This window comes from Helcococcus ovis (assembly GCF_004524775.2).
GTDB lineage: Bacteria > Bacillota > Clostridia > Tissierellales > Peptoniphilaceae > Helcococcus > Helcococcus ovis.
The window spans coordinates 1,226,856-1,247,616 of the sequence record NZ_CP119081.1; the positions used below are offsets into that span (position 1 = coordinate 1,226,856).

General features: G+C 29.7%; 23 protein-coding genes and 1 pseudogene. 2 read left to right on the top strand and 22 right to left on the bottom strand.

Translation table 11 applies throughout. The annotated features are described in order from the left end of the window. Window positions 1-22: 22 nt before the first annotated feature. Both EQF90_RS05730 and EQF90_RS05735 read right to left on the bottom strand, forming a co-directional pair. The gene (locus EQF90_RS05730; protein WP_134711889.1) at window positions 23-1,204 is read right to left on the bottom strand and encodes a cation:proton antiporter; all 1,182 of its coding nucleotides are present in this window, start codon (window positions 1,202-1,204) and stop codon (window positions 23-25) included. Between the two features lie 112 nt (window positions 1,205-1,316). Beyond that, window positions 1,317-1,403, bottom strand: a pseudogene (locus EQF90_RS05735) (IS200/IS605 family transposase); the annotation flags it as partial. Between the two features lie 275 nt (window positions 1,404-1,678). Between EQF90_RS05735 and EQF90_RS05740 the strand changes: the two are divergent. Both EQF90_RS05740 and EQF90_RS05745 read left to right on the top strand, forming a co-directional pair. Further along, complete coding sequence (locus EQF90_RS05740) at window positions 1,679-2,122, top strand: nucleoside 2-deoxyribosyltransferase (RefSeq protein WP_134711890.1); 444 nt, start codon at window positions 1,679-1,681, stop codon at window positions 2,120-2,122. 79 nt (window positions 2,123-2,201) lie between these two features. Continuing rightward, window positions 2,202-3,542, top strand: coding sequence for an MATE family efflux transporter (locus tag EQF90_RS05745; protein ID WP_134711891.1), 1,341 nt, complete (start codon window positions 2,202-2,204; stop codon window positions 3,540-3,542). A 1,336-nt stretch (window positions 3,543-4,878) separates the two neighbouring features. On the opposite strand, the gene EQF90_RS05750 is transcribed toward EQF90_RS05745, so the two are convergent. From EQF90_RS05750 to EQF90_RS05840, 20 genes are all read right to left on the bottom strand, one after another. Then, entirely contained in the window at window positions 4,879-5,940 is a 1,062-nt protein-coding gene (locus EQF90_RS05750; RefSeq protein WP_134711892.1) for a hypothetical protein, read from the bottom strand. 11 nt (window positions 5,941-5,951) lie between these two features. Further along, on the bottom strand, window positions 5,952-6,287 hold the full coding sequence (locus EQF90_RS05755) for a DUF192 domain-containing protein (protein WP_134711893.1): 336 nt from the start codon (window positions 6,285-6,287) through the stop codon (window positions 5,952-5,954). Beyond that, window positions 6,284-7,216 carry a type II secretion system F family protein gene (locus EQF90_RS05760; protein WP_134711894.1) on the bottom strand — a complete coding sequence of 311 codons (933 nt, stop codon included), beginning with the start codon at window positions 7,214-7,216 and terminating at the stop codon, window positions 6,284-6,286. The genes EQF90_RS05755 and EQF90_RS05760 overlap by 4 nt, the downstream gene beginning before the upstream one ends. An 8-nt stretch (window positions 7,217-7,224) precedes the next feature. After that, window positions 7,225-8,154, bottom strand: coding sequence for a type II secretion system F family protein (locus EQF90_RS05765; RefSeq protein ID WP_134711895.1), 930 nt, complete (start codon window positions 8,152-8,154; stop codon window positions 7,225-7,227). A gap of 8 nt (window positions 8,155-8,162) precedes the next feature. Continuing rightward, a complete protein-coding gene (locus tag EQF90_RS05770) occupies window positions 8,163-9,512 on the bottom strand; it encodes a CpaF family protein (RefSeq protein ID WP_134711896.1) in 1,350 nt (449 codons plus the stop codon). Beyond that, entirely contained in the window at window positions 9,512-10,720 is a 1,209-nt protein-coding gene (locus EQF90_RS05775; protein WP_134711897.1) for an AAA family ATPase, read from the bottom strand. Before EQF90_RS05775 ends, EQF90_RS05770 begins: the two co-directional genes overlap by 1 nt. Before the next feature lie 11 nt (window positions 10,721-10,731). Further along, window positions 10,732-11,520 carry a Flp pilus assembly protein CpaB gene (cpaB, locus tag EQF90_RS05780; protein ID WP_134711898.1) on the bottom strand — a complete coding sequence of 263 codons (789 nt, stop codon included), beginning with the start codon at window positions 11,518-11,520 and terminating at the stop codon, window positions 10,732-10,734. A 17-nt stretch (window positions 11,521-11,537) separates the two neighbouring features. Beyond that, the gene (locus EQF90_RS05785; protein WP_134711899.1) at window positions 11,538-12,050 is read right to left on the bottom strand and encodes a TadE/TadG family type IV pilus assembly protein; all 513 of its coding nucleotides are present in this window, start codon (window positions 12,048-12,050) and stop codon (window positions 11,538-11,540) included. A gap of 12 nt (window positions 12,051-12,062) precedes the next feature. Continuing rightward, on the bottom strand, window positions 12,063-12,578 hold the full coding sequence (locus EQF90_RS05790; protein WP_167604112.1) for a TadE/TadG family type IV pilus assembly protein: 516 nt from the start codon (window positions 12,576-12,578) through the stop codon (window positions 12,063-12,065). Then, complete coding sequence (locus EQF90_RS05795; RefSeq protein WP_134711901.1) at window positions 12,568-13,122, bottom strand: TadE/TadG family type IV pilus assembly protein; 555 nt, start codon at window positions 13,120-13,122, stop codon at window positions 12,568-12,570. Before EQF90_RS05795 ends, EQF90_RS05790 begins: the two co-directional genes overlap by 11 nt. Then, entirely contained in the window at window positions 13,112-13,258 is a 147-nt protein-coding gene (locus EQF90_RS05800; RefSeq protein ID WP_167604114.1) for a hypothetical protein, read from the bottom strand. The genes EQF90_RS05795 and EQF90_RS05800 overlap by 11 nt, the downstream gene beginning before the upstream one ends. 1,179 nt (window positions 13,259-14,437) lie before the next feature. Continuing rightward, complete coding sequence (locus EQF90_RS08375; RefSeq protein WP_134711903.1) at window positions 14,438-14,563, bottom strand: Flp family type IVb pilin; 126 nt, start codon at window positions 14,561-14,563, stop codon at window positions 14,438-14,440. A 243-nt stretch (window positions 14,564-14,806) separates the two neighbouring features. Then, on the bottom strand, window positions 14,807-14,962 hold the full coding sequence (locus EQF90_RS05805) for a Flp family type IVb pilin (protein ID WP_167604133.1): 156 nt from the start codon (window positions 14,960-14,962) through the stop codon (window positions 14,807-14,809). A 571-nt stretch (window positions 14,963-15,533) separates the two neighbouring features. Beyond that, window positions 15,534-15,716, bottom strand: coding sequence for a Flp family type IVb pilin (locus EQF90_RS05810; protein WP_134712056.1), 183 nt, complete (start codon window positions 15,714-15,716; stop codon window positions 15,534-15,536). Between the two features lie 88 nt (window positions 15,717-15,804). Continuing rightward, complete coding sequence (gene tnpA / locus EQF90_RS05815) at window positions 15,805-16,257, bottom strand: IS200/IS605 family transposase (protein WP_134712057.1); 453 nt, start codon at window positions 16,255-16,257, stop codon at window positions 15,805-15,807. A 227-nt stretch (window positions 16,258-16,484) separates the two neighbouring features. Next, on the bottom strand, window positions 16,485-16,670 hold the full coding sequence (locus tag EQF90_RS05820; RefSeq protein WP_134712058.1) for a Flp family type IVb pilin: 186 nt from the start codon (window positions 16,668-16,670) through the stop codon (window positions 16,485-16,487). 77 nt (window positions 16,671-16,747) lie between these two features. Beyond that, window positions 16,748-16,969, bottom strand: a complete 222-nt coding sequence (locus tag EQF90_RS05825; protein WP_134712059.1) for a Flp family type IVb pilin — start codon at window positions 16,967-16,969, stop codon at window positions 16,748-16,750. Beyond that, complete coding sequence (locus tag EQF90_RS05830) at window positions 16,930-17,640, bottom strand: prepilin peptidase (protein ID WP_134712060.1); 711 nt, start codon at window positions 17,638-17,640, stop codon at window positions 16,930-16,932. The genes EQF90_RS05825 and EQF90_RS05830 overlap by 40 nt, the downstream gene beginning before the upstream one ends. A 936-nt stretch (window positions 17,641-18,576) precedes the next feature. Further along, window positions 18,577-19,857: an ABC transporter permease gene (locus tag EQF90_RS05835; protein ID WP_134712061.1), complete on the bottom strand. Its 1,281-nt coding sequence runs from the start codon at window positions 19,855-19,857 to the stop codon at window positions 18,577-18,579. Window position 19,858: 1 nt separating this feature from the next. Next, entirely contained in the window at window positions 19,859-20,758 is a 900-nt protein-coding gene (locus EQF90_RS05840) for an ABC transporter ATP-binding protein (RefSeq protein WP_134712062.1), read from the bottom strand. Between the last annotated feature and the right edge of the window lie 3 nt (window positions 20,759-20,761).

Consider the following 20,761-nt stretch of genomic DNA (forward strand, 5'->3'; position numbering starts at 1 on the left):
ATACCACTTTAACGCTGTAATCTTAATCATTTCTAAGCAACTTTCGATAGGTAGTTTCTATCCCAATAGCTCCAACGGGTGCCGTAATTAAAATCCCCAATACTGCAATAGATAAAATTAATGTGCCATTAGGTAGCCCCAGTGATAGCGGTATTGCCCCAATAGCGGCTTGTACCGTTGCTTTTGGCAAATACGAAATCATACAAAACATTCTTTCTTTAAGGTTTAGATTTGTACCAATCAAACAAATATTTACTGCCAAGGTTCTAAACACAAGCGTAGCAAAAATTAATAATAATCCTAACGCACCCGCTCCAAGAGTATATCTTATATCAACCTGTGCTCCGATCAATACAAATAATAACACCTCGAATCCACTCCATATTCCACTAAATCCATTTTTAAGAGAATAGATAACATCATTTTCAGATTTTAGTGAATATACAAGTGCAAGAGTCATAACGCTCAACATTTCTGAAAAAGCAAATAACTTCCCTATTTCATTTTTAAGTCCAACGAGTAATATAGATGTGGAAAAAATAAATAAAACTTTAATATTATTAGTTAATTCTATCTTTGATAAAACGATACTTAATACATATCCTATAATAGCACCTATAAAAATTCCGCTAACTATAGAAATGGGAATATCCAATAATTTATATACCGAAAAATTCCCTCCCGTACTAAAACCAATCAAACTTGAAAAAATAGCCAATACAAATACATCATCCAATGAGGCACCGGCTAAAACTAATTGACCTATTCCTTTTTTGTTTCCATAACCTTTTTCTATAACATTTATCATTCCCGGGACTACAACCGCAGGCGAAACAGCTGATAAAATCGCTCCCATAATAGCAGCACTTAACACATCAATTCCAAATATAAATTTTGCTAAAAATGTATATGCCAAAATTTCAAATGTTGCCGGTAAAAACGACATAAGTAACGCAGGGCGTCCCACCTCTACCACTTTCTTAAAATCTAAAGTCAATCCCGCTCTTATCAAAATTACAACTAAAGCAATTTTTCTAAGATCTGATGAAATCCTTAAAACACTTAAGTCAATTAAATTAAAAACAAAAGGCCCAATCAAAATCCCAGCTATAAGCATACCTAGCAATCTAGGTAACTTAAATATTTCTGAAATCTTAGCAAAAATTAGACCACATAAAAAAATAATTGCTAATGATATAATCATAATATCCTCCATAAGCATTATTATACTATATATTATCTTAAAAAATGTACAAAAATGACAACATAAAAATGTACAAATTTGATTATATAAGAATGTACACTATTCCTCCATCATATATTATTTCTCTTCTGTATTTTGGTGAAAATACTATATGGTACTTACAATTCTAACTTGTATGTGATAAACTGTTATTATTCATATGATAACTCCTTTTGTGTTATTGTGCAGTTTGGTAGACTACATATTATAACATTAGGAGTTTTTTACTTGGAGATTAGACTAATAATTTTCCCGATATCCGGCAGTTTTATTGTGGTCAACCCACAACTAAACAAATTTTGTTTTCGCAGGTTTTAATAAAATCACAATAATTTTCATTTATATTTTAAAAAAATTAAATTGTATTTCAAAATTTTAATTATTTTTTAATCTCTTATATGATAAAATTATTGTAAATAAATTTTCGGAGGATATATGAAATTATACGTTGCAGGCTCACTTTTTAATGAAGCCGAAGTTGCTCAAAGAAAACTAGAAGGAAAATTGTTAAGGGAAAATTTTCCACAATTAGACATTTTTAACCCAATCGATCAACCATTTAATGAAAATAAGCAAAGCTTGCCAACCCCAATATCAATATTCGAAGGTGATACCAAAGCCGTAGAAGAAGCCGATATATTTATCGCTGATCTTACAAATGAAGATCCAGGGGTGATGGTGGAACTTGGAATTGCAATATATACTAACACAAAACTAATCATCGGAATTAATTCCGATATTAGACTTAGCTCTTCAAATAAATATGACATTCCCACATATGGTATGAACCACTATGTACTTGGAGCTATTTTAAAGCACGGACATTTTGTGAAAAATTTTGATGAGGCAATCGAGATTATAAAAAACTTTATAAATTAATACAATTATTTTTTATATTTGATAATTAAAAATTTTAGGTGTATTATTATATATTGTTAACAAAAGAAAGAGGAATGAAATGAAAGATAAATTGTACTACAAGAGAGCATTACAAATGGCATGGCCTTCTGTTTTAGAAAGTTTTTTCCTAGCAATGGCAGCTCTAATAGATACCATGATGGTTGCAACTCTTGGAAGTTATGCGATTGCTTCAGTAGGCTTAACAAATCAACCCAAATTTATAGCATATGCTATATTTTTCGCGATAAATACAGCAGTATCTGCTTTAATAGCCAGAAGAAAAGGTCAAAATGATAGAAAAGGTGCAAATAGAGTTTTCATAACAGCAATCTCTATAAGCATTATCTTGTGTATACTTATAACAATTGTTACGATTTATTTTTCAAATGATTTAATGATTTTCGCAGGAAGCAATTCCGACACACATATCCCGGCTAAAACTTATTTTGACATAATAATTGCCGGCATGTTTTTTAACATTATCGCAATGTGTATAAATGCAGCCCAAAGAGGTACAGGAAATACAAAAATAGCATTTTCAACAAATCTTACATCATCAATAATTAATGTGATTTTTAATTTTCTATTGATAAATGGTAATTTTGGATTTCCAAAATTAGGCATAAAAGGTGCAGCTTATGCAACAGTATTAGGCTCATTAGTCGCATGCTTCATGAGTATTTCCTCTATTTTTAAAATTATAAGTTTTGTAAATGTTAAATATATTATAAAGCATAAAATTAAACCAAAAATTGACGCTGCTAAATCAATTTTTAATTTAAGTATAAGTTTATTTATTGAAAACATATTTATGAGAATAGGTTTCTTAGCTACAGCAATCACAGCTGCCAAATTAGGTACTGCACCATTTGCAGCACACAACGCAGCTATGGGCTTATTATCAGTAAGCTTCTCATTTGGTGACGGAATGCAAGTTGCAGCAGTTGCACTATCAGGCAACGCATTAGGAAAAGAAGATAAAAATCTGGCATTCAAATTCGGCCATATATGTCAAAGAATCGGTTTTGCAATATCCATTATTTTATCAATAATACTATTTATTTTTTCACGAGAAATAATGATGAACTTTTTTAAAGAAGAAAATATAATTCAAATGGGCATAATGACCATCAGATTTATCATGATCATTCTTATTTTACAAATTTCTCAAATAATTTATGGCGGATGCCTAAGAGCAGGCGGAGATGTAAAATATACACTTATAACATCAATAATATCTGTTACTATAATTAGAACAGGTGCAACAATACTATTTACTTCTGTATTAGGCCTTGGCTTAATGGGAATTTGGATAGGTATAACATTCGACCAACTTTCAAGATACATCCTTTTAAGACACAGATTTAAGCAAGGTAAATGGGTAGATATTAAAATCTAGGCCATTAAGAGTAATTTAAAAATGAGCAAATACACTGATTTTCTATAAATGCGTAGATGTTAATGGTTAGGCTGTTAAAATGTGACTTTAAAATGGGCAGATACACTGATTTTCTATAAATGCTTAGATGTTAATGGTTAGACTGTTAAATGCTCAAAGGAAAAATTTTAAGGAATCATCTCTTAAAATATATAGCCAAAATATCATTTTATCTGTCTTGCTTAAAGATTGTGGTTTAGTAGTAATTTTAAGTAGTGGTTTTAGTAGTGGTTTTAGTAGTGGTTTTAGTCGTTTAAGAGCTCACATTACCTGTAAATCAAAGAAATATTCATTATACATGAACAAGGCGACTCACATTACCTGTAAATTGTAAAAATATTTGATATACATGAATTTGTGGAGCAGCCATTACCTGTAAATGAAAGAGATATTTCTAATACATGAATTGTCGAAGGCTGCCGAGCTCACATTACCTGTAAATTGTACAAATATTTGAGATACATGAATTTGCGGGGCAGCCATTACCTGTAAATTGTAAAAATATTTGAGATACATGAATTTGTGAGGCAGCCATTACCTGTAATATTAAAAAATAATCGCAGTACATGAATTGTAGAGCACTGCCGAGCTCGCATTACCTGTAAATTGTACAAATATTTGATATACATGAATTTGCGGGGCAGCCATTACCTGTAAATGAAAGAGAAATTTGCAGTACATGAATTGCCGAAGGCTGCCGAGCAGCCATTACCTGTAAATTGTACAAATATTTGATATACATGAATTTGCGGGGCAGCCATTACCTGTAAATGAAAGAGAAATTTGCAGTACATGAATTGCCGAAGGCTGCCGAGCTCACATTACCTGTAAATTGTAAAAATATTTGAGATACATGAATTTGTGAGGCAGCCATTACCTGTAAATCAAAGAAATATTCATTATACATGAACAAGGTGACTCGCATTACCTGTAAATTGTAAAAATATTTGAAATACATGAGCACCGTCCTCACATTACCTGTAAATCAAAAAAACATAAAAATTACATAATTTATTATTTTCGATTTCAAAATTAATATAGAATTTAATATAACATTGTTATTTTATCATTAACACCATAGTTAAATATTGCAATCATAATTACCGCTTATTTTGTGGTTATTATTATGGTAGATGGACAATAAAAGGTTCTACAACAAATAGTGCAAGAAAATTTTATACTCAACACTATTTGACAAAGAACCCAATAAAAACCAAAGACAGAGTTAAGGGTTATTTTCGGAGAACCGAATCCTTATCTCTGTCTTTGGTTTTTTCTTAAAATTTTGTATAAATGATTAAATCAAATCAATGTTTTTTACAAATTGCTTAATTGTGGAAACATATGTGGAAATTTTTTGTTTAAGAGATTTATTTTCTCTTGTAATTTCACTATTTGTTTCTTTTAATTTTACTATTTCGGCATTTTTTTCATCTAAAATGTTTTTGTAATATTTTCTTTCATTTTCAAAGTCTTCTACTAATTTTTTGATTTCTAGTAGATGATTACTTTTTTCTTCTGCTAATTTTTTCTCGAAATCAATGATTTCTAAGTTTAATTTATTTTTTTCCTCGGTTAATTTATTTACTTTTTTATTTAATAACTTAACTTCAGATTCTGATTCTTTGTTTTTTGCAATCATTGCTTCTAAGTCATTTTCTACTTCATTTAACTTAGAAATGACTTTTTCTAGTTCTAATGTTTTAGAGGATAATTCATTTCTTAAAATACTTAAATCATTTGATGATAGGTTTTCTGTATTTTCACTGAAAGATTTTATATCTTTTTTAAGTTTCTTATTTTCTGTTTCTAATTTTTTTATCTTTTGGTTAAGTTTTTCTTCTACATGATTATCTTGATTTGCAAGGAAATTTTTGTATTCTTTTTCTATATCATCAATAATTACTTGTAACTCTTTGACCTTATTATCTGATTCTTCTTTTTTCTTATTGATACTGTTTATTTCTTCATTTAATTGTTCTATTATTTCGTTTTCTTTTTGTTTTTCTAAGGAACTGTTTTTTTCAAATTTTTCCAATAATTGTGATGTTTCGGATAGATGTGCTTCCAAAACTTCCTTTTCTTTTAATAAATTATCTTTTTCTTCTAATAGTTCATTATATCTTTCGTCAAAACTATCTTTTTGATATTCTTTTTCATCAAGTAATACTTTTACATAATTTTTAACACTTTCTTTAGAGTATCCTTTTTTGAAATATACAGTTTCTAACTTATTTTCCAACAAATTATCTAAACTTCTGTTCTTAATTTTTTCAAAAATACTAATATTAGAAGCATTTGATTTTTTTTCTTCTTCATTAGTCAATTCCGAATCTAACTTTTCATCCTTATCAGACATAACACTTCTCCTTATCTCTCAATCTTTACAAACTCACCTATTCTAAAATATTTTCCCATTCCACTATTCAATTCTAATAAATGATGAGCTCCTTTTACCTTGGAACCGATTTTCCAAGGTTTCACCTCTTCTATATATAAAACTTTATAATTTTCGTCAAAATAAATAACATCTATTGTAAATCTCATAAAACATGTATGAATTCTATTAACTTTTTCAAAAAATATTCCTTCTTCATCTTTGATACTTTTTTTCAACATCAAACCCTTAAATCTTGAAAAGAAACTATCAGCTAAAAATATAGGACCTTCTAATTTTTTAGTATTGCTGTAAACATTAACTATCATATACTTGTTCCTGACAAAGTACCTAAAACTGATGTGATTGCAGGATATAGCAATACTACAAATATTATTGGAAATATGAAAAACAACATTGGAAACAGTATTTTTACCGGAAGCTTTTGAACTTCTTCTTCAATTTTTTGTTTTCTTGTTTCTCTTGCATTATATGACTGAGCATTTAAAATCTTCTTTAGTGAAATTCCCATTTCGTCAGCTTGAATAACTGCTGAGTTAAATGTTTTTAACTGTTCAAATGTTGCTCTTTTTTGTAATTCAAGCAATGCGTTTTTTCTTGTACTACCTAAAGAAATATCTCTTACAACGGTCTTAAACTCGTCGGATAACTCTGATTTATACTCTTTTACAACATATTGTACCGCTTGGTCAAATCCTAATCCCGATTCAATACAAACACATAATAAATCTAAAAACTCCGGAAATTGCTTTTCCATATTTTCTTGTCTTATTCTTAATCTTCTTTGTAATAAATAAACCATTATTATATATCCGAAAAGTGTACCACCGATAAATCCTAGGATATTTTTAAATATATTAACTCCACCGTTAAATGAAAAAAATACTGATCCAAATACACCAAATAATAAGGAAACTAATATTTTCATTATATTATATTCTCTCGCAGGCATTTTAATCCCCGCTTGGAATAAAGTTTCTTGTAATTGATTTTGTTCATTTTCGCCCTTAGGAAATATATTTGATATCGCCTTGATTATTTCTTCAGCAATAGGTTTTATAATTCTCTCAGAAAAAGGCAAATCTTCATCAAAATCATCTTTTCTGTCTACACTTACTTTTCTATATTTATCTATTCTATCTTTTAACATCTGTGTTCTGTAAGACTTTTTCCCAAGTAATATAATTACTAGGGAATAAGCCAAAACACCCATTAAAAACACTATTATATATAACATCCGTACTCCTAATATTCTATATCTACCATTTTATTAATAACAATAAATCCTAAAATTTCCCAAATTACTGAAAATATCAAAATTGCTATTCCTCCTGCGGTATTAAAAAACGGACTCAAATACTGCGGATTTATAAAACTTAATGCCAAAGCGATGAATGGAGGTATCATTGCTATAACAATTCCACCTACTCTACCTTGAGCTGTAAGAGCTCTTATTTTTTTCTTCATATTAATTCTATCTGAAATTGTCTTAGATACTTTATCTAAAATTTCAGCAAGGTTACCACCTGATCTTTGTTGGATAGAAACGGCAGATGTAACCATGTCAAGCTCTCTACTTTCCATTTTTTCCGCTAATTCTCTAAGAGATTTTTCTAAATTTACCCCATAGTTAACTTCTCTTATAACTCTTTTTAATTCTTCTCCTATAGGATCAGGCAAATCTTCTGAAACTCTTGCTATAGCATGTCTAAAGGTAAAACCACTTCTCAAAGAGTTGGCGATAATCATCAAAGCATCATTAAGTTGATTGTTAAACGCCTGTTTTCTCTTCTTTTTAGAAATTTTTGTCCAAAATGGTACTACAAAAAAACCTAAAATTCCAAATATTACGGAAATTACACTAAATCCATTTAATAATGAATGTAGTAAAATCGGTAAAACAGTAAATGCAACCCATATAGCAACATACTCTTCCGCTTTTAGCTTAATACCTGAAGCTCTCAAATCTTTTTTGAAATCATTTGAAACTAATATAAACGAAAGTATGCTTTTTTTGTTTTTTGATGCATCTGCCTTATTGTTCAAACTTGAAATTTTTGCTAATCTTTTTTTTAGGAAAGCTTTTTTTGAGTCCCTACCGTTAAATAAAGCAACAATGATAAAATATAAGGATAATCCCATTAAAAACATTATTATTAAATTAAATAAATTCATATCATCTCCTATACTTTAAACCAATCATCGTTAATTACTACTCCTTCATCAGCAAGTCTTTCTAAAATTTTAGGTCTAATTCCTGTTGATACAAATTTTCCTTTAATATTACCATTTGTATCGTAACCGTCTTGATTAAATACAAATATATCCTGTAAGATAATCGTATCGGATTCCATACCTAAAATTTCGGAGATTTTCATTATCTTTCTACTACCGTCTCTCAATCTTGATTGATGAACTATAATGTGAAATGCAGATGAAATTTGCTCTCTGATGGCTCTTGATGGAAGTCCCATACCAGCCATAAGTACCATTGTTTCCAAACGGCTTAATAAATCTCTTGTTGTATTTGCGTGGGCAGTTGTCAATGACCCGTCGTGTCCTGTATTCATAGCCTGAAGCATGTCTAATGCCTCCCCTGCACGTACTTCCCCTACAACAATTCTGTCGGGTCTCATACGAAGTGAGTTTTTTACTAAATCACGAATCGTAATAGCACCTGTACCTTCTACATTTTCAGGTCTACTTTCCAATGTTATAGTATGTGGCTGCTTCAATTGTAATTCGGCAGCATCTTCTATTGTAACTATACGTTCATTTTCAGGAATGAAACCGGATAAAGTATTTAACAATGTTGTCTTACCACTACCTGTACCACCAAATACCATGATGTTTGCCTTCCCTATAACGCAAGCTTCCAAAAATGAAGCCATTTGATATGAAAGAGAATTGTATTTTATTAAATCGGCAATTGACAATGGTGTCTTTGAAAACTTTCTTATAGTAATTGAAGGTCCTACCAATGATACCGGAGGAATTATCGCATTCACACGAGAACCATCCTGTAGTCTGGCATCTACCATCGGTGTGCTTTCATCACATCTTCTACCGATTGGGGAGATAATTCTATCTATAATATTTAATACGTGATTATTATCTCTAAATTTTATAGGAGTAAGCTCAAGCTTACCTTTTCTTTCTACATAAATTTGATCCGGTCCATTAACCATTATTTCAGAAATTGAATCATCCTTTAATAATACTTCCAATGGTCCAAGTCCGATTGTTTCATCATAAATTTGTTCTATTAATTTTTTTCTAATTGTATTTGGTATATTTTCTCCCAAAAGATCCGATATATCTTTAATATTTTCAAGAATTTCTTGCTTGTCATCAGCATTTATAATACTTCCAAGTGTGATTCTTGATAAAATCTCTTTATGAACATTATTTTTAAAATCAACATATTCATCAAGATAAATATCCTGAGTATTGCTATTTAATCTTCTTAAGCTATTAACATCAGATTTTGAAACTCTTCTGGCTTGTTCTAATCTTTCTTGTAATGAAGGCATTATTTCTTACCTCCAAATTTAAATTTACTAAAATTCAACTTTGAAAATATCGAGTTTTTGCTTTCTTCATCTTCTTTTACTTCTGAACTGTTAAATGAATCGGCGATTTCAATTATATCTTTAGCAACTTGTAATTTTGAATTTGATGTTACTATAGGCACACCTTCATTTAAGGCTTTTACAGATTCTTCATAATCTTCACTAATAGAAGCAAACACCGGTTTGTTCATTATATTTTCTACGTCTTCTTTTGTAATATCGCCCTTGATTGACTTACCGATTACAAGTTTAACTTTTTCACTAACATTTATTGAATTCATGTACATTAAACCTTTTTTAGAATTATTTAATATCGAAATATCTAATCCTGTAAAGTATAGGATGGTACTTGACTCTTCTAAAATTAAAACATTTAAATCGGAGAATCCTACATTTGTATCAATTACGATATAATCAAAATGTGTTCTCAATGCGTTGATTATAGGTTCAATCAATACTCCGGAAACTGAATCGGAATATTCCGGACTTGACGGTGCACATAGCAATTGTAATCCTGATGAATGGGATACAAAATAGCTTCTAATACTGTCAATAGTAGGTATCTTTCTTTCCTGTAACAACTCTACGATAGTTTCCTTAGCTTCCAATCCTAAATAAGTGTGGGCATCACCAAACATTAAATCCAAATCTAAAAACGCAACTTTAGCTTTTTTCTTAGATAATTCAACTGCTAAATTTACAGCTAGGGCTGTTTTACCCATACCACCTTTAGTACCGAATACGGTTATTATCTCTGCATTTCTTTTTAATGATGAATTATCAACTATCATTTTTCTTCTTGATTTTTCATTGAAATAAACTTTCTTTAACTCTTCATTAAATTTGTCAACCGGTTCCGATAATGAAATGTAAGCTGTCGCACCTGCATCAATAGATTTTTTTACAATGTCGTATGATTTTTCATCTGATACCATTACTGTTACAACACTTGGGTGTAAAAGATAAATTTTTTGACATGCTCTAAATACCCAACTCAAATCTGAGCAGGACATTATAACTACATCAGGATTATTTTGAAATATTTCATCTGAAATATTTGATAAATCCATCGATGCTCCTACAATTTCAAAACTATCATCTACTAACTTTTTACTTATTTTTTCAAGTTCATCGATTTTTTCTCCAACTAATAATACTTTTATAGCCATTTCCCCCCCTTTTAACGCTCAAACTCTTGCTTAATCGACTTAATCAACTTAGCCTTATCAATTATATTATCCAATAACATATCTGTTGCATCTACTTTTTTGTGGTCACCTTCAGGTCTCAATCCCAACCATACATCACCACTCTTAATTGCCAATGTTAATTTTAAAAACTCTTCAGGTTTTAATTCAAGTGTAACTGTTTTATATGCAGTAGGTTTTGCATCTTTTTTATCTGATGTTTTTTCTATTGCTGTTTCCAAACCGATTATTTTAACATCTTGTAAAAGTATTGTCGAATATTGTTTTGTTAGTTTAGAATCATTTTCCGAACCATTTTTACCAACTACGTGATAATCAAATTTTCCGATATGAAATACATCGATATAGTTTCCTACTTTTAAGAAGTTTGATACCCCTTCAGGTAGCCCTACAGCGATACTCATACCTCTTTTACCTTCAGATATAACATATGCCAAACCGTAATTTGGAGCTTTTTCTTCCTTGTTTATAACTCTTTCTTTTATTATAGGTTCATTTTCATATAAAGTATCTTTAGCCATTTTGCCTACGATATCCTTTGTATCCTTGATAGCATTTTTATTTACACTATTTTTTGCTACCTTGATTTTCTTCAATGATTCCCCATTTACAATTGTATTAGCTACAATGTTTTTATTAGGAACGATTATTTCCACTAAATTTTCATTATTCTTTTTATTTGTCAATCCTGATATATATATCCATGTAAACAGCATAAATAACACTGCTGATACTATTGCTATAATTTTTACTTTCTTCATTTTTACCACCTTTTAATTTAATTTGTTTTTTGCCCATTTTCGTATGTTGCTGTATATTTTATCCAATCGTAGCCTTTAGGTTTCCATATATTATCTCTATCTTTATGACCGGAGCCTTTTATAACTAATTTTATAGGGACATATTTTATACCTATAAATTTTAATACACTGGTTTCTACTTCTTCATAAAATTCCATATTAATATCGAATTTTCTTTTATTATAATCATATTGAGTTTTTGTTTCATCATAGGTAACTGTAAGTTTTCCCGTAAATCCATTTTTTGTAGCATAATCACTAAAAGCATTTGCGTATTCTTCTCCAGGTTTATCACTATTCATGAAAAACTCCTGTCCTTTTGTAAAACGTGTCCTTCTCATGACATTTCCGATTTCGTATATGCGTGCTCTTCGTGCATATAATATGGCGACATCTGTAGACAGTGCTATGATCATGATAAGTACGGTAAACATAACGGCAAATATAACTAAGATATCTCCTCGCTCTTCTTTTCTTAATCTTTTTATCACTATCCCTCCTAATTATTTTCCATTTACAGCCTTTGATTCTAAAAGTCTTAACTTATCCAATTTTTTGGTTAAAGGTAAATTACTTCCCATAAACATCTTTCCAACGGGCGTAATCAAAGGAACTTCTTTTGTCATATTACCTTTTATTTCCATATAGTATTTTCTTTCTTGTTCCTTACGTCCATTAATTTCAACTACATTCTCAATTTTAGTATTAAAAGTTATGGTTGCATCTTTAATCTCTATCCCTGAAGTACTTAAACCGTTTTCTTTTAGTTTGTCATAAATTAATTCTTTTACTTCATAGCCAAACAAACCTCTTGGATTTTCTTCTTCATTACTATAATTAGGTCTAAGCTCCCAAGATGCTACCCTATAAGTGTAATCAAAGGAAATGTAATTATATGCTATCCAGCCTACTTCTATTATAAAAAGACAAATAAATATGAACATAGGAAATACAAGTGCAAACTCTACCATGCCCTGTCCTTTTTCCGATTTCTTAAATTTAAATAATTTATCTAGCATTATTTTCTCCTTCGGATAATCTGGTTGTAATCTCTGATGAAACTTTTGCCGTATCTCCACCATAGAATACTCTTGTTAACGGCATCCAGAAATCTACATCATAGGTTACTTTTATTGAAGCATCTCTATAGTTTTTGGTGATTTCTTTTGTTTGATCTTGTCCATATCTATTTCTTTTAAAAAAACGACTATTGTTATCTACATGATATGTGAATGTTTCTTTAATTTCATCTTTTAGCAAAGAAACGGTTACATGCCTTTTTTTTCTGTCAAGTCTATTGCCATATTGTTTGTCAATCAATTCATTTAAATTTTGTTTTAATTCAAGTTCTTTATTTCTTAATTTATATACATCATCTTTTTCTGCTAAATGTATGGCACATTCTGATGCAACTGATTGTAATAAAAGTTTAGTGTCATATACTCGCCATACGTCCACCACCATACTTAATAAAATTATTAAAATAGGCAGTATTAAAGCAAACTCAACTAATGATTGTCCGCTTTCATTCTTTATTAAATCTTTTTTTAATTTATTTTTCAAAGTCCCTCCTTTTACTTATTTTAATAATGTTATTAAATATACTTGTTTGTTTTTCTCTTTTTGCTCTTGCGGGGTTATTATCTTCTATTTTGTGTTGCTTCTTGTAGTTTTGTAGAAATTTTTCCAAAAATTTCATTTAATTTCCCACCTACTAATGTCAATGCTGCTATTACAGCTACTGAGATTAAGGCTAAGATTTTCTAAATCTTTACTACCTTATCCCCACTCCTTTTTCTCTTTTTGCTCTTGCGGGGTTATCTTCCTTGTGGTTTTGCTGCTGTACCTAATTTATCAGAAATTTGTTTGAAAATTTCATTTAACTTTTCTCCCATTAATGTCAATACAACTATTACAGCTACTGAGATTAATGCTAAGATTTTTCAAACCTTACCTATCTTCTCCCCACTCCTTTTTCTCTTTTTGCTCTTGCGGGGTTTATTATGGTTGTATTTGCTCTGTTTTACCTAATTGCCCTAAAATTTGCTTGAAAATATCTCCTAACTTTTGACCAATCCCTGTTAACAATGCTATTACCACTACTGAGATTAATGCTAAGATTTTCTAGCCTTTCCTATCTTCTCCCCACACTCTTTTTTCTCTTTTTGCTCTTGCGGGGTTATTATTGTGGTTGTTTATTCGCTCCAGTTAGTGACGTTAATACCTTATTAAATGTAATCTTTAATTCATTTCCTACTTTTGTTAAAATCAATATTACCACTACTGAGATTAATGCTAAGATTATCCAACCTTACCTATCTTCTCCCACACTCTTTTCTCTTTTTGCTCTTGCGGGGTTATTGCAATGTTGCTTTTCCTTGTAATCCATCTAACACTTCTTGGAATTTTTTTAATAACTCTTTACCAATTCCTTTTAAAAGTGCTATAACTACTACTGAGATTAATGCTAAGATTACCTAGCCTTTCCTATCTCTCCACACGCTCTTTTCTCTTTTTGCTCTTGCGGGGTTATGATCTTTGTCCGTTTCCTTGTAATGCTTTTAACACTTCTCCAAATTTTACTTTTAATTGTCCACCTATACTTGTTAACAATGCTATTACCACTACTGAGATTAATGCTAAGATTTTCTAACCTTACCTATCTTCTCCCACTCACTTTTCTCTTTTTGCTCTTGCGGGGTTATTAGTGGTTTGTTCCATTTCCCTTTAATGCTTCTAATACTGAATTAAATTTTTCCTTTAATTGAGTTCCAATACCTGTTAAAATCAATATTACCACTACTGAGATTAATGCTAAGATTTTCCAAGCCTTGCCTTTCTTCTCCCACTCACTTTTTTCTTTTTGCTCTTGCGGGGTTTATTGATTTGCTTTTTCTGCTGCACCCTTTAATTGATCAGAAATTTTTGTGAAAATTTCTTTTAAATTTCCACCCATCGTTGTTAATATTACTATTACAGCTACTGAGATTAATGCTAAGATTATCCCAAGCCTTGCCTATCTTCCCCCACACTCTTTTCTCTTTTTGCTCTTGCGGGGTTATGAGTTTAATTTATTTTCTGCTGCACCTTCTAATTTTCCAGAAATTTGTTTGAAAATTTCTTTTAATTTGTCTCCTATTTGTGTTAATGCAAAAATTACCACTACTGATACTGAGATTAATGCTAAGATTTTCTAGCCTTGCCTATCTTCTCCCCACTCACTTTTTCTCTTTTTGCTCTTGCGGGGTTATGCTGTTGGTACTTTTTCTGCTTCTTGTAATTTATTAAAAATACTTTGGAAAATATCTTTTAATTTTCCTCCCATTAAGCCTAATACTACTATTACAGCTACTGAGATTAATGCTAAGATTTTCCAAGCCTTGCCTATCTTCTCCCCACTCACTTTTTCTCTTTTTGCTCTTGCGGGGTTATGCTGTTGGTACTTTTTCTGCTTCTTGTAATTTATTAAAAATACTTTGGAAAATATCTTTTAATTTTCCTCCCATTAAGCCTAATACTACTATTACAGCTACTGAGATTAATGCTAAGATTATCTAGCCTTGCCTTTCTTCTCCCACACACCCTTTTTCTCTTTTTGCTCTTGCGGGGTTATTGTTTTGGTGCATTTTCTGCTGCACCTTGTAAATCTCCAGAAATTCTTTGGAAAATTCCATTTAAATTTTTACCTATTTGCGTCAATACCACTATTACCACTACTGAGATTAATGCTAAGATTATCTAGCCTTGCCTTTCTTCTCCCACACACCCTTTTTCTCTTTTTGCTCTTGCGGGGTTATTGTTTTGGTGCATTTTCTGCTGCACCTTGTAAATCTCCAGAAATTCTTTGGAAAATTCCATTTAAATTTTTACCTATTTGCGTCAATACCACTATTACCACTACTGAGATTAATGCTAAGATTACCTAGCCTTTCCTATCTCTCCACACGCTCTTTTCTCTTTTTGCTCTTGCGGGGTTATGATCTTTGTCCGTTTCCTTGTAATGCTTTTAACACTTCTCCAAATTTTACTTTTAATTGTCCACCTATACTTGTTAACAATGCTATTACCACTACTGAGATTAATGCTAAGATTAATCCATATTCTACCATTCCTTGTCCGCTTTCTTCCTTCATAAACCAATTCATTATGTTTTTCATTTCTTTTGTTCTTTATGATTATTGGAGTGTTTAGATAAAAGCCTCAAAGTATCGCTTAGGTAAACCTGTTTAGCCGGCGATTTACGAGTTATTTTTGTTCGCTAACATCATATACCTTAGCTACATTCATTTGATTTATTTTATAATCTTCTTTTAATTGATTTTTTACATATAGATGTATTTTGCTTTCGTCTCGTCGGGACGTGTCAACATAATATCCTCTGCACCAAAAACTTCTATCTTTATACGCATATCTTAAATTTTCTTTTCTTTCAAATATTAATAGGCTGCTTTTACCTTTTAAATATCCGATTATATGAGAAACGCTATATTTAGGAGGAATTTCTATCAGCATATAAATATAATTTGAGCACAATTCCGCCTCTATTATTTTTATGCCTTTTTTTGTTAATAAATTCCTTATAATCCTGCCTATATCTTCTTTTATTTCTTTATACATACGAAGTTTTTCATATTTTGGCGTAAATACAATATAATAATTGCAATTCCAAACCGTATGTGACGAACCGTTTGCACGCATATTAATACCTCTATTTATGTTTTATTGCATTTTACGAATTAAAATAATTTTTTATTTATGAATATAATCTTTTCTCTATCAAATTTGTTTTGTTTAGGATTTTTCCCTCCCGGCAAAGCCGGTAGGGAGAGTCCTTACAAAAATCAAAGTATCGAAAAGTTTTTCGATACTTTGATTTATTCTAAAATATACTTGTTTGTTTTTCTCTTTTTGCTCTTGCGGGGTTATTATCTTCTATTTTGTGTTGCTTCTTGTAGTTTTGTAGAAATTTTTCCAAAAATTTCATTTAATTTCCCACCTACTAATGTCAATGCTGCTATTACAGCTACTGAGATTAAGGCTAAGATTAATCCATATTCTACCATTCCTTGTCCGCTTTCTTCCTTCATAAACCAATTCATTATGTTTTTCATTTCTTTTGTTCTCCTTGTTTTTTTATATATTTTTTTTTTTTTTTGAAAATGTGAATTATCTTCTGATAATTAATAAATTATATTTTTCCAAGAAATGCATTTTTAATTTTTGTAAAAACACCTTCCTGATATAGAGATTTGAGATTGCCACTTAGGGCTAAAAGTCCGATAAATCCGACAATTACAATCAAAGCAAGTATAATCCCGTACTCGACCATTGATTGACCTTTCTCTTCTTGTGTAATAAATTTATAAGTATCTACGATAGTAACCTTAAAATCTTTTCTAATAGCATCCATAAATTAACTCCTTTATTTATAAGTCCTGTTACAATTCCTATCATAATAAATCCAGCTAGTGGAATATATGACTTCATGGTTAGATAATGTGTCATCAAACCATAAACTATGTAAGCCAACATGACACTCATAGTAATAAAGATACCAAATATTAAATCAGGATAGCCCAATAAAAAAGACATGACCATCATTAGCTTCAAGTCTCCGGCTCCTCCGGGCACAGTCTTAAATAAAAACTTGCCAAAGATTAAGAAACTTCCCACTAATAATATAAATATCCCTATTGATGAAGCTATACTATTTAATAAATAAATTATACCGCCATCAATAAGTCTAAATGGTATACTTATTACAACCATTAATATTATCATTTCATTTGCAATAATTCTTACTTTATTATCCACTAAGGTTCCAACACATGCAATAAATGAAAATATTAATAGAAATATAAATTTCCAAAGCGGAAAATATATAAGTCCTAAATAAGATACCAATATCCCAACAGTGAATGATAAAAAGTAACCGAATATTTTCGAACTGTGCATATGACTATAAGGTTTTCCATTTTTATTTTCTTTGTACTCTATGAGCTTGTCTGTACATATAGGTACGAAGTAAACAAAAATGAATCCAATCACTATAGGGATAATATAATTTAATAACCCTTCCAAATAATTCTCCTTTTTCGTTTTTTAGTCATAACTGACTTTTTTATTTTACATCTCTGAACTTTTTTGTCAATTTCTAACGCAAATTTTTTTCGTTTTGCCTCCAGAACAAATGAACATTCATTCAAAAATTTTAAATTAATATTCAAAAAAACTTGAATATTTTTATATATTTTTGCTCAAATTTAATTTTTTATAAATTTTTTTGTATACAGAATAAATGTTACATTTTTTTAATAAATGTATATTTACTCTATGTTTATTAATTTTAAATTTTCTATTAAAAGCTACCCCCCCCCCCTCAAATTTTGGCTTATTTACAGGTTTTAGTGAAAAATTGTATTTTTTCACTGAAAAATTTTTGTCATAAAATAAACAAAAATATTATTTTTAACGTTTATATATTAATTAATTTTATAACAAAAAAGTTATATAACATTATTGTTATAAAATTATTATTCACTTTTTTCACTTTTTTACACTTTTTTGCGAAATGCGTATTTTTACACGTTTATAGCATATACTGAAAATATGAGTTTTATAATATAAAATTAAATATTTATGCCTCATTTTAAAAAAAATCCTTTTTAAATTTAAAGTTTTTGTGTAAATATAGCTATTTCATACAATATTAACCACTACATATAGTGTAACTACTCAAATAATGATTTAATAGTAAAAAATTCTTTTTATAGATATATTAGTTATTTTTTCATATTTTATTTTCATTTTTTGTAAATTTTTTCTAAAATATAATAAAATTTTTGACGAAAAATGCCTATTTTTACAAAAAAGTTATATAAATACAGTTGAAATGAATATTGATTTTATAAAAATATAATTTAATGGAAGTTTTTTATATGAAAATGCCGGCGAGCTCGTTTCGTGATGACTTACGAAAGGAGCTCGCCGGTGGGTTTTCTTGAAAAATGTATTTTATTATTCTATTTTTGATTTAAATGCTTTTATTAAATTCATTTTATTTCCATAATTTAGTGTCCCCTGTCTATATATCTTAATGGAAATTATTGACATAATCGCTGTAGTTACTATCAATATAATGAAACTCAAAGCAATTTGATATAAGGCTACATTACTTCCTAATGATCTTGTAAGCATTGAAGTCGGCGATGAAAATGGCACAAATGATGCAACTTTCAATATAGTTGAATCAGGTTTTGTCATTAATCCCATAGGTATAAACGTTGCAAACATCACTAAAATCATTACCGGAGATAATGCTTGATTTAATTCATCCAATCTTGAAACAAGTGAGCCGAGAGCAGCAAATATATAGAAATACATTGTCACACCGACTACGGTAAATAACACTAAAACTAATACATCTGTTGTTTTTATTTCTGATATGATTGTCTTTATAGTATTTGACACTTCAGGTTTATCGTGTAAATTTATCATTAATCCCACTACGGCAGATAAAATAGTTAAAATTAAATTAACAAAACTTGTAAACACTCCGGAAAATACTTTTCCATGTATCAAAGCTGACGATTTAACATTTGTAATTAATATTTCCATTGTCCTTGTTTCTTTTTCTTTCGCTACATTTGTGGCAATTTGTGAACCGTGTAGCATTATTATCATATATAAAAACATAACACTGAAATATGACAAGATAGTGCCCGACATTGGGTTTCTCCCAAATGATTCAATTTCAATTTTTGGAGTGACAGAATCAATTTCTATAATTTTATTAACATCAATGCCCAGCTTCTTATATTCTATATTGTATTTGTAATTTTCCTTTAGTATATCTTCTATTAAATACGCCCTAATAGTACCTATACTGCTTTTACTAATTTCTGAAATTTTATTTGAGCTTTTATAAAGTTTCGCACTTATATTATCTTTTAATAAAATCCCCTCCGCAACTTCTTCATTTTTAACTTTTTCTTTTAATTCATTCTCATTATTTACCTTTATTAAATTATATCTTTTTGAAAGTGTATCAATAACGGACTTATCAACTCCCGCTTTAGCAAAATATGCCAAATCTTTTTTACTATCATTTGGCAATGATTTTTCATTTATTTCAAACTTTGAATTTGAAGCTTTTCCTGAATCCATATAATTTGTAATTTTAGGTATAAATGTTATACCAAAAAATATCGCACACGATATTAAAAGAGAAATTAAAAATGTTTTTTCCTTAAATTTTTGTTTTGTTTCAAATAAAAATACTGTCAATATATCTCTCATATTACACTTCCTTATCTAATTCAATAAATATTTCTTCCAAACTAGGCTTGTATGGTTCAAACCTCAAAATTTCAATATTATTTTCAATAATTTCTTGTAAAATTTGATTTGTGTCCATATCCTCATTTAATCCAAATATATATCCGGATTTTATTTCATCCAATATAGATATCGACCTTATTTTACTTAATTTTTCAAATAATTCACTTGAATTTGATTCAATCAAATATTTTCCATTTCCCTTGTCAGCCTTTATTCTTTCCAAATTATCAGACAAAATTATTTTGCCTTGTTTTATAAATGTAACATCATCACAAAATTCCTCCACATAACTCATTTGATGTGATGAAAAAATAACTATCCTGTTTTTTCTAATAAATTCTGAAATAATATCCTTTAATACCATTGAATTTACCGGATCCAAACCGCTAAATGGCTCATCAAATACTACAATATCCGGGTCATTAATTATCGCTTGTAAAATCTGAACTTTTTGCTGATTTCCCTTAGACAATGTTTCAAGTTTCTTATTAGCATATTCACTAAGCTCTACTTTCTCCAATAATTGTAATGCAGATTTTCTAGCCTCTTTAGATTTCATCCCTTTTAATTCCCCAAAATATACAAGTTGGTCAATTATATTAATTTTTTGATACATACCTCTTTCTTCAGGCAAATATCCAATCTTATATTTTCTTCTATCAAATGCCTCTCCATCTAATAAAAATTCTCCGCTATCCGGCTTAAATACATTCATAAGCGTCCTGATAGTAGTCGTCTTTCCTGCACCATTCCTACCTAAAAATCCCATAGCCTTACCACTTTCAATCGTAAAGCTCACATTATGTAAAATTTGTTTTTTATTAAAACTTTTATTTATATTTTTTAGTTCTAATCTCATGTA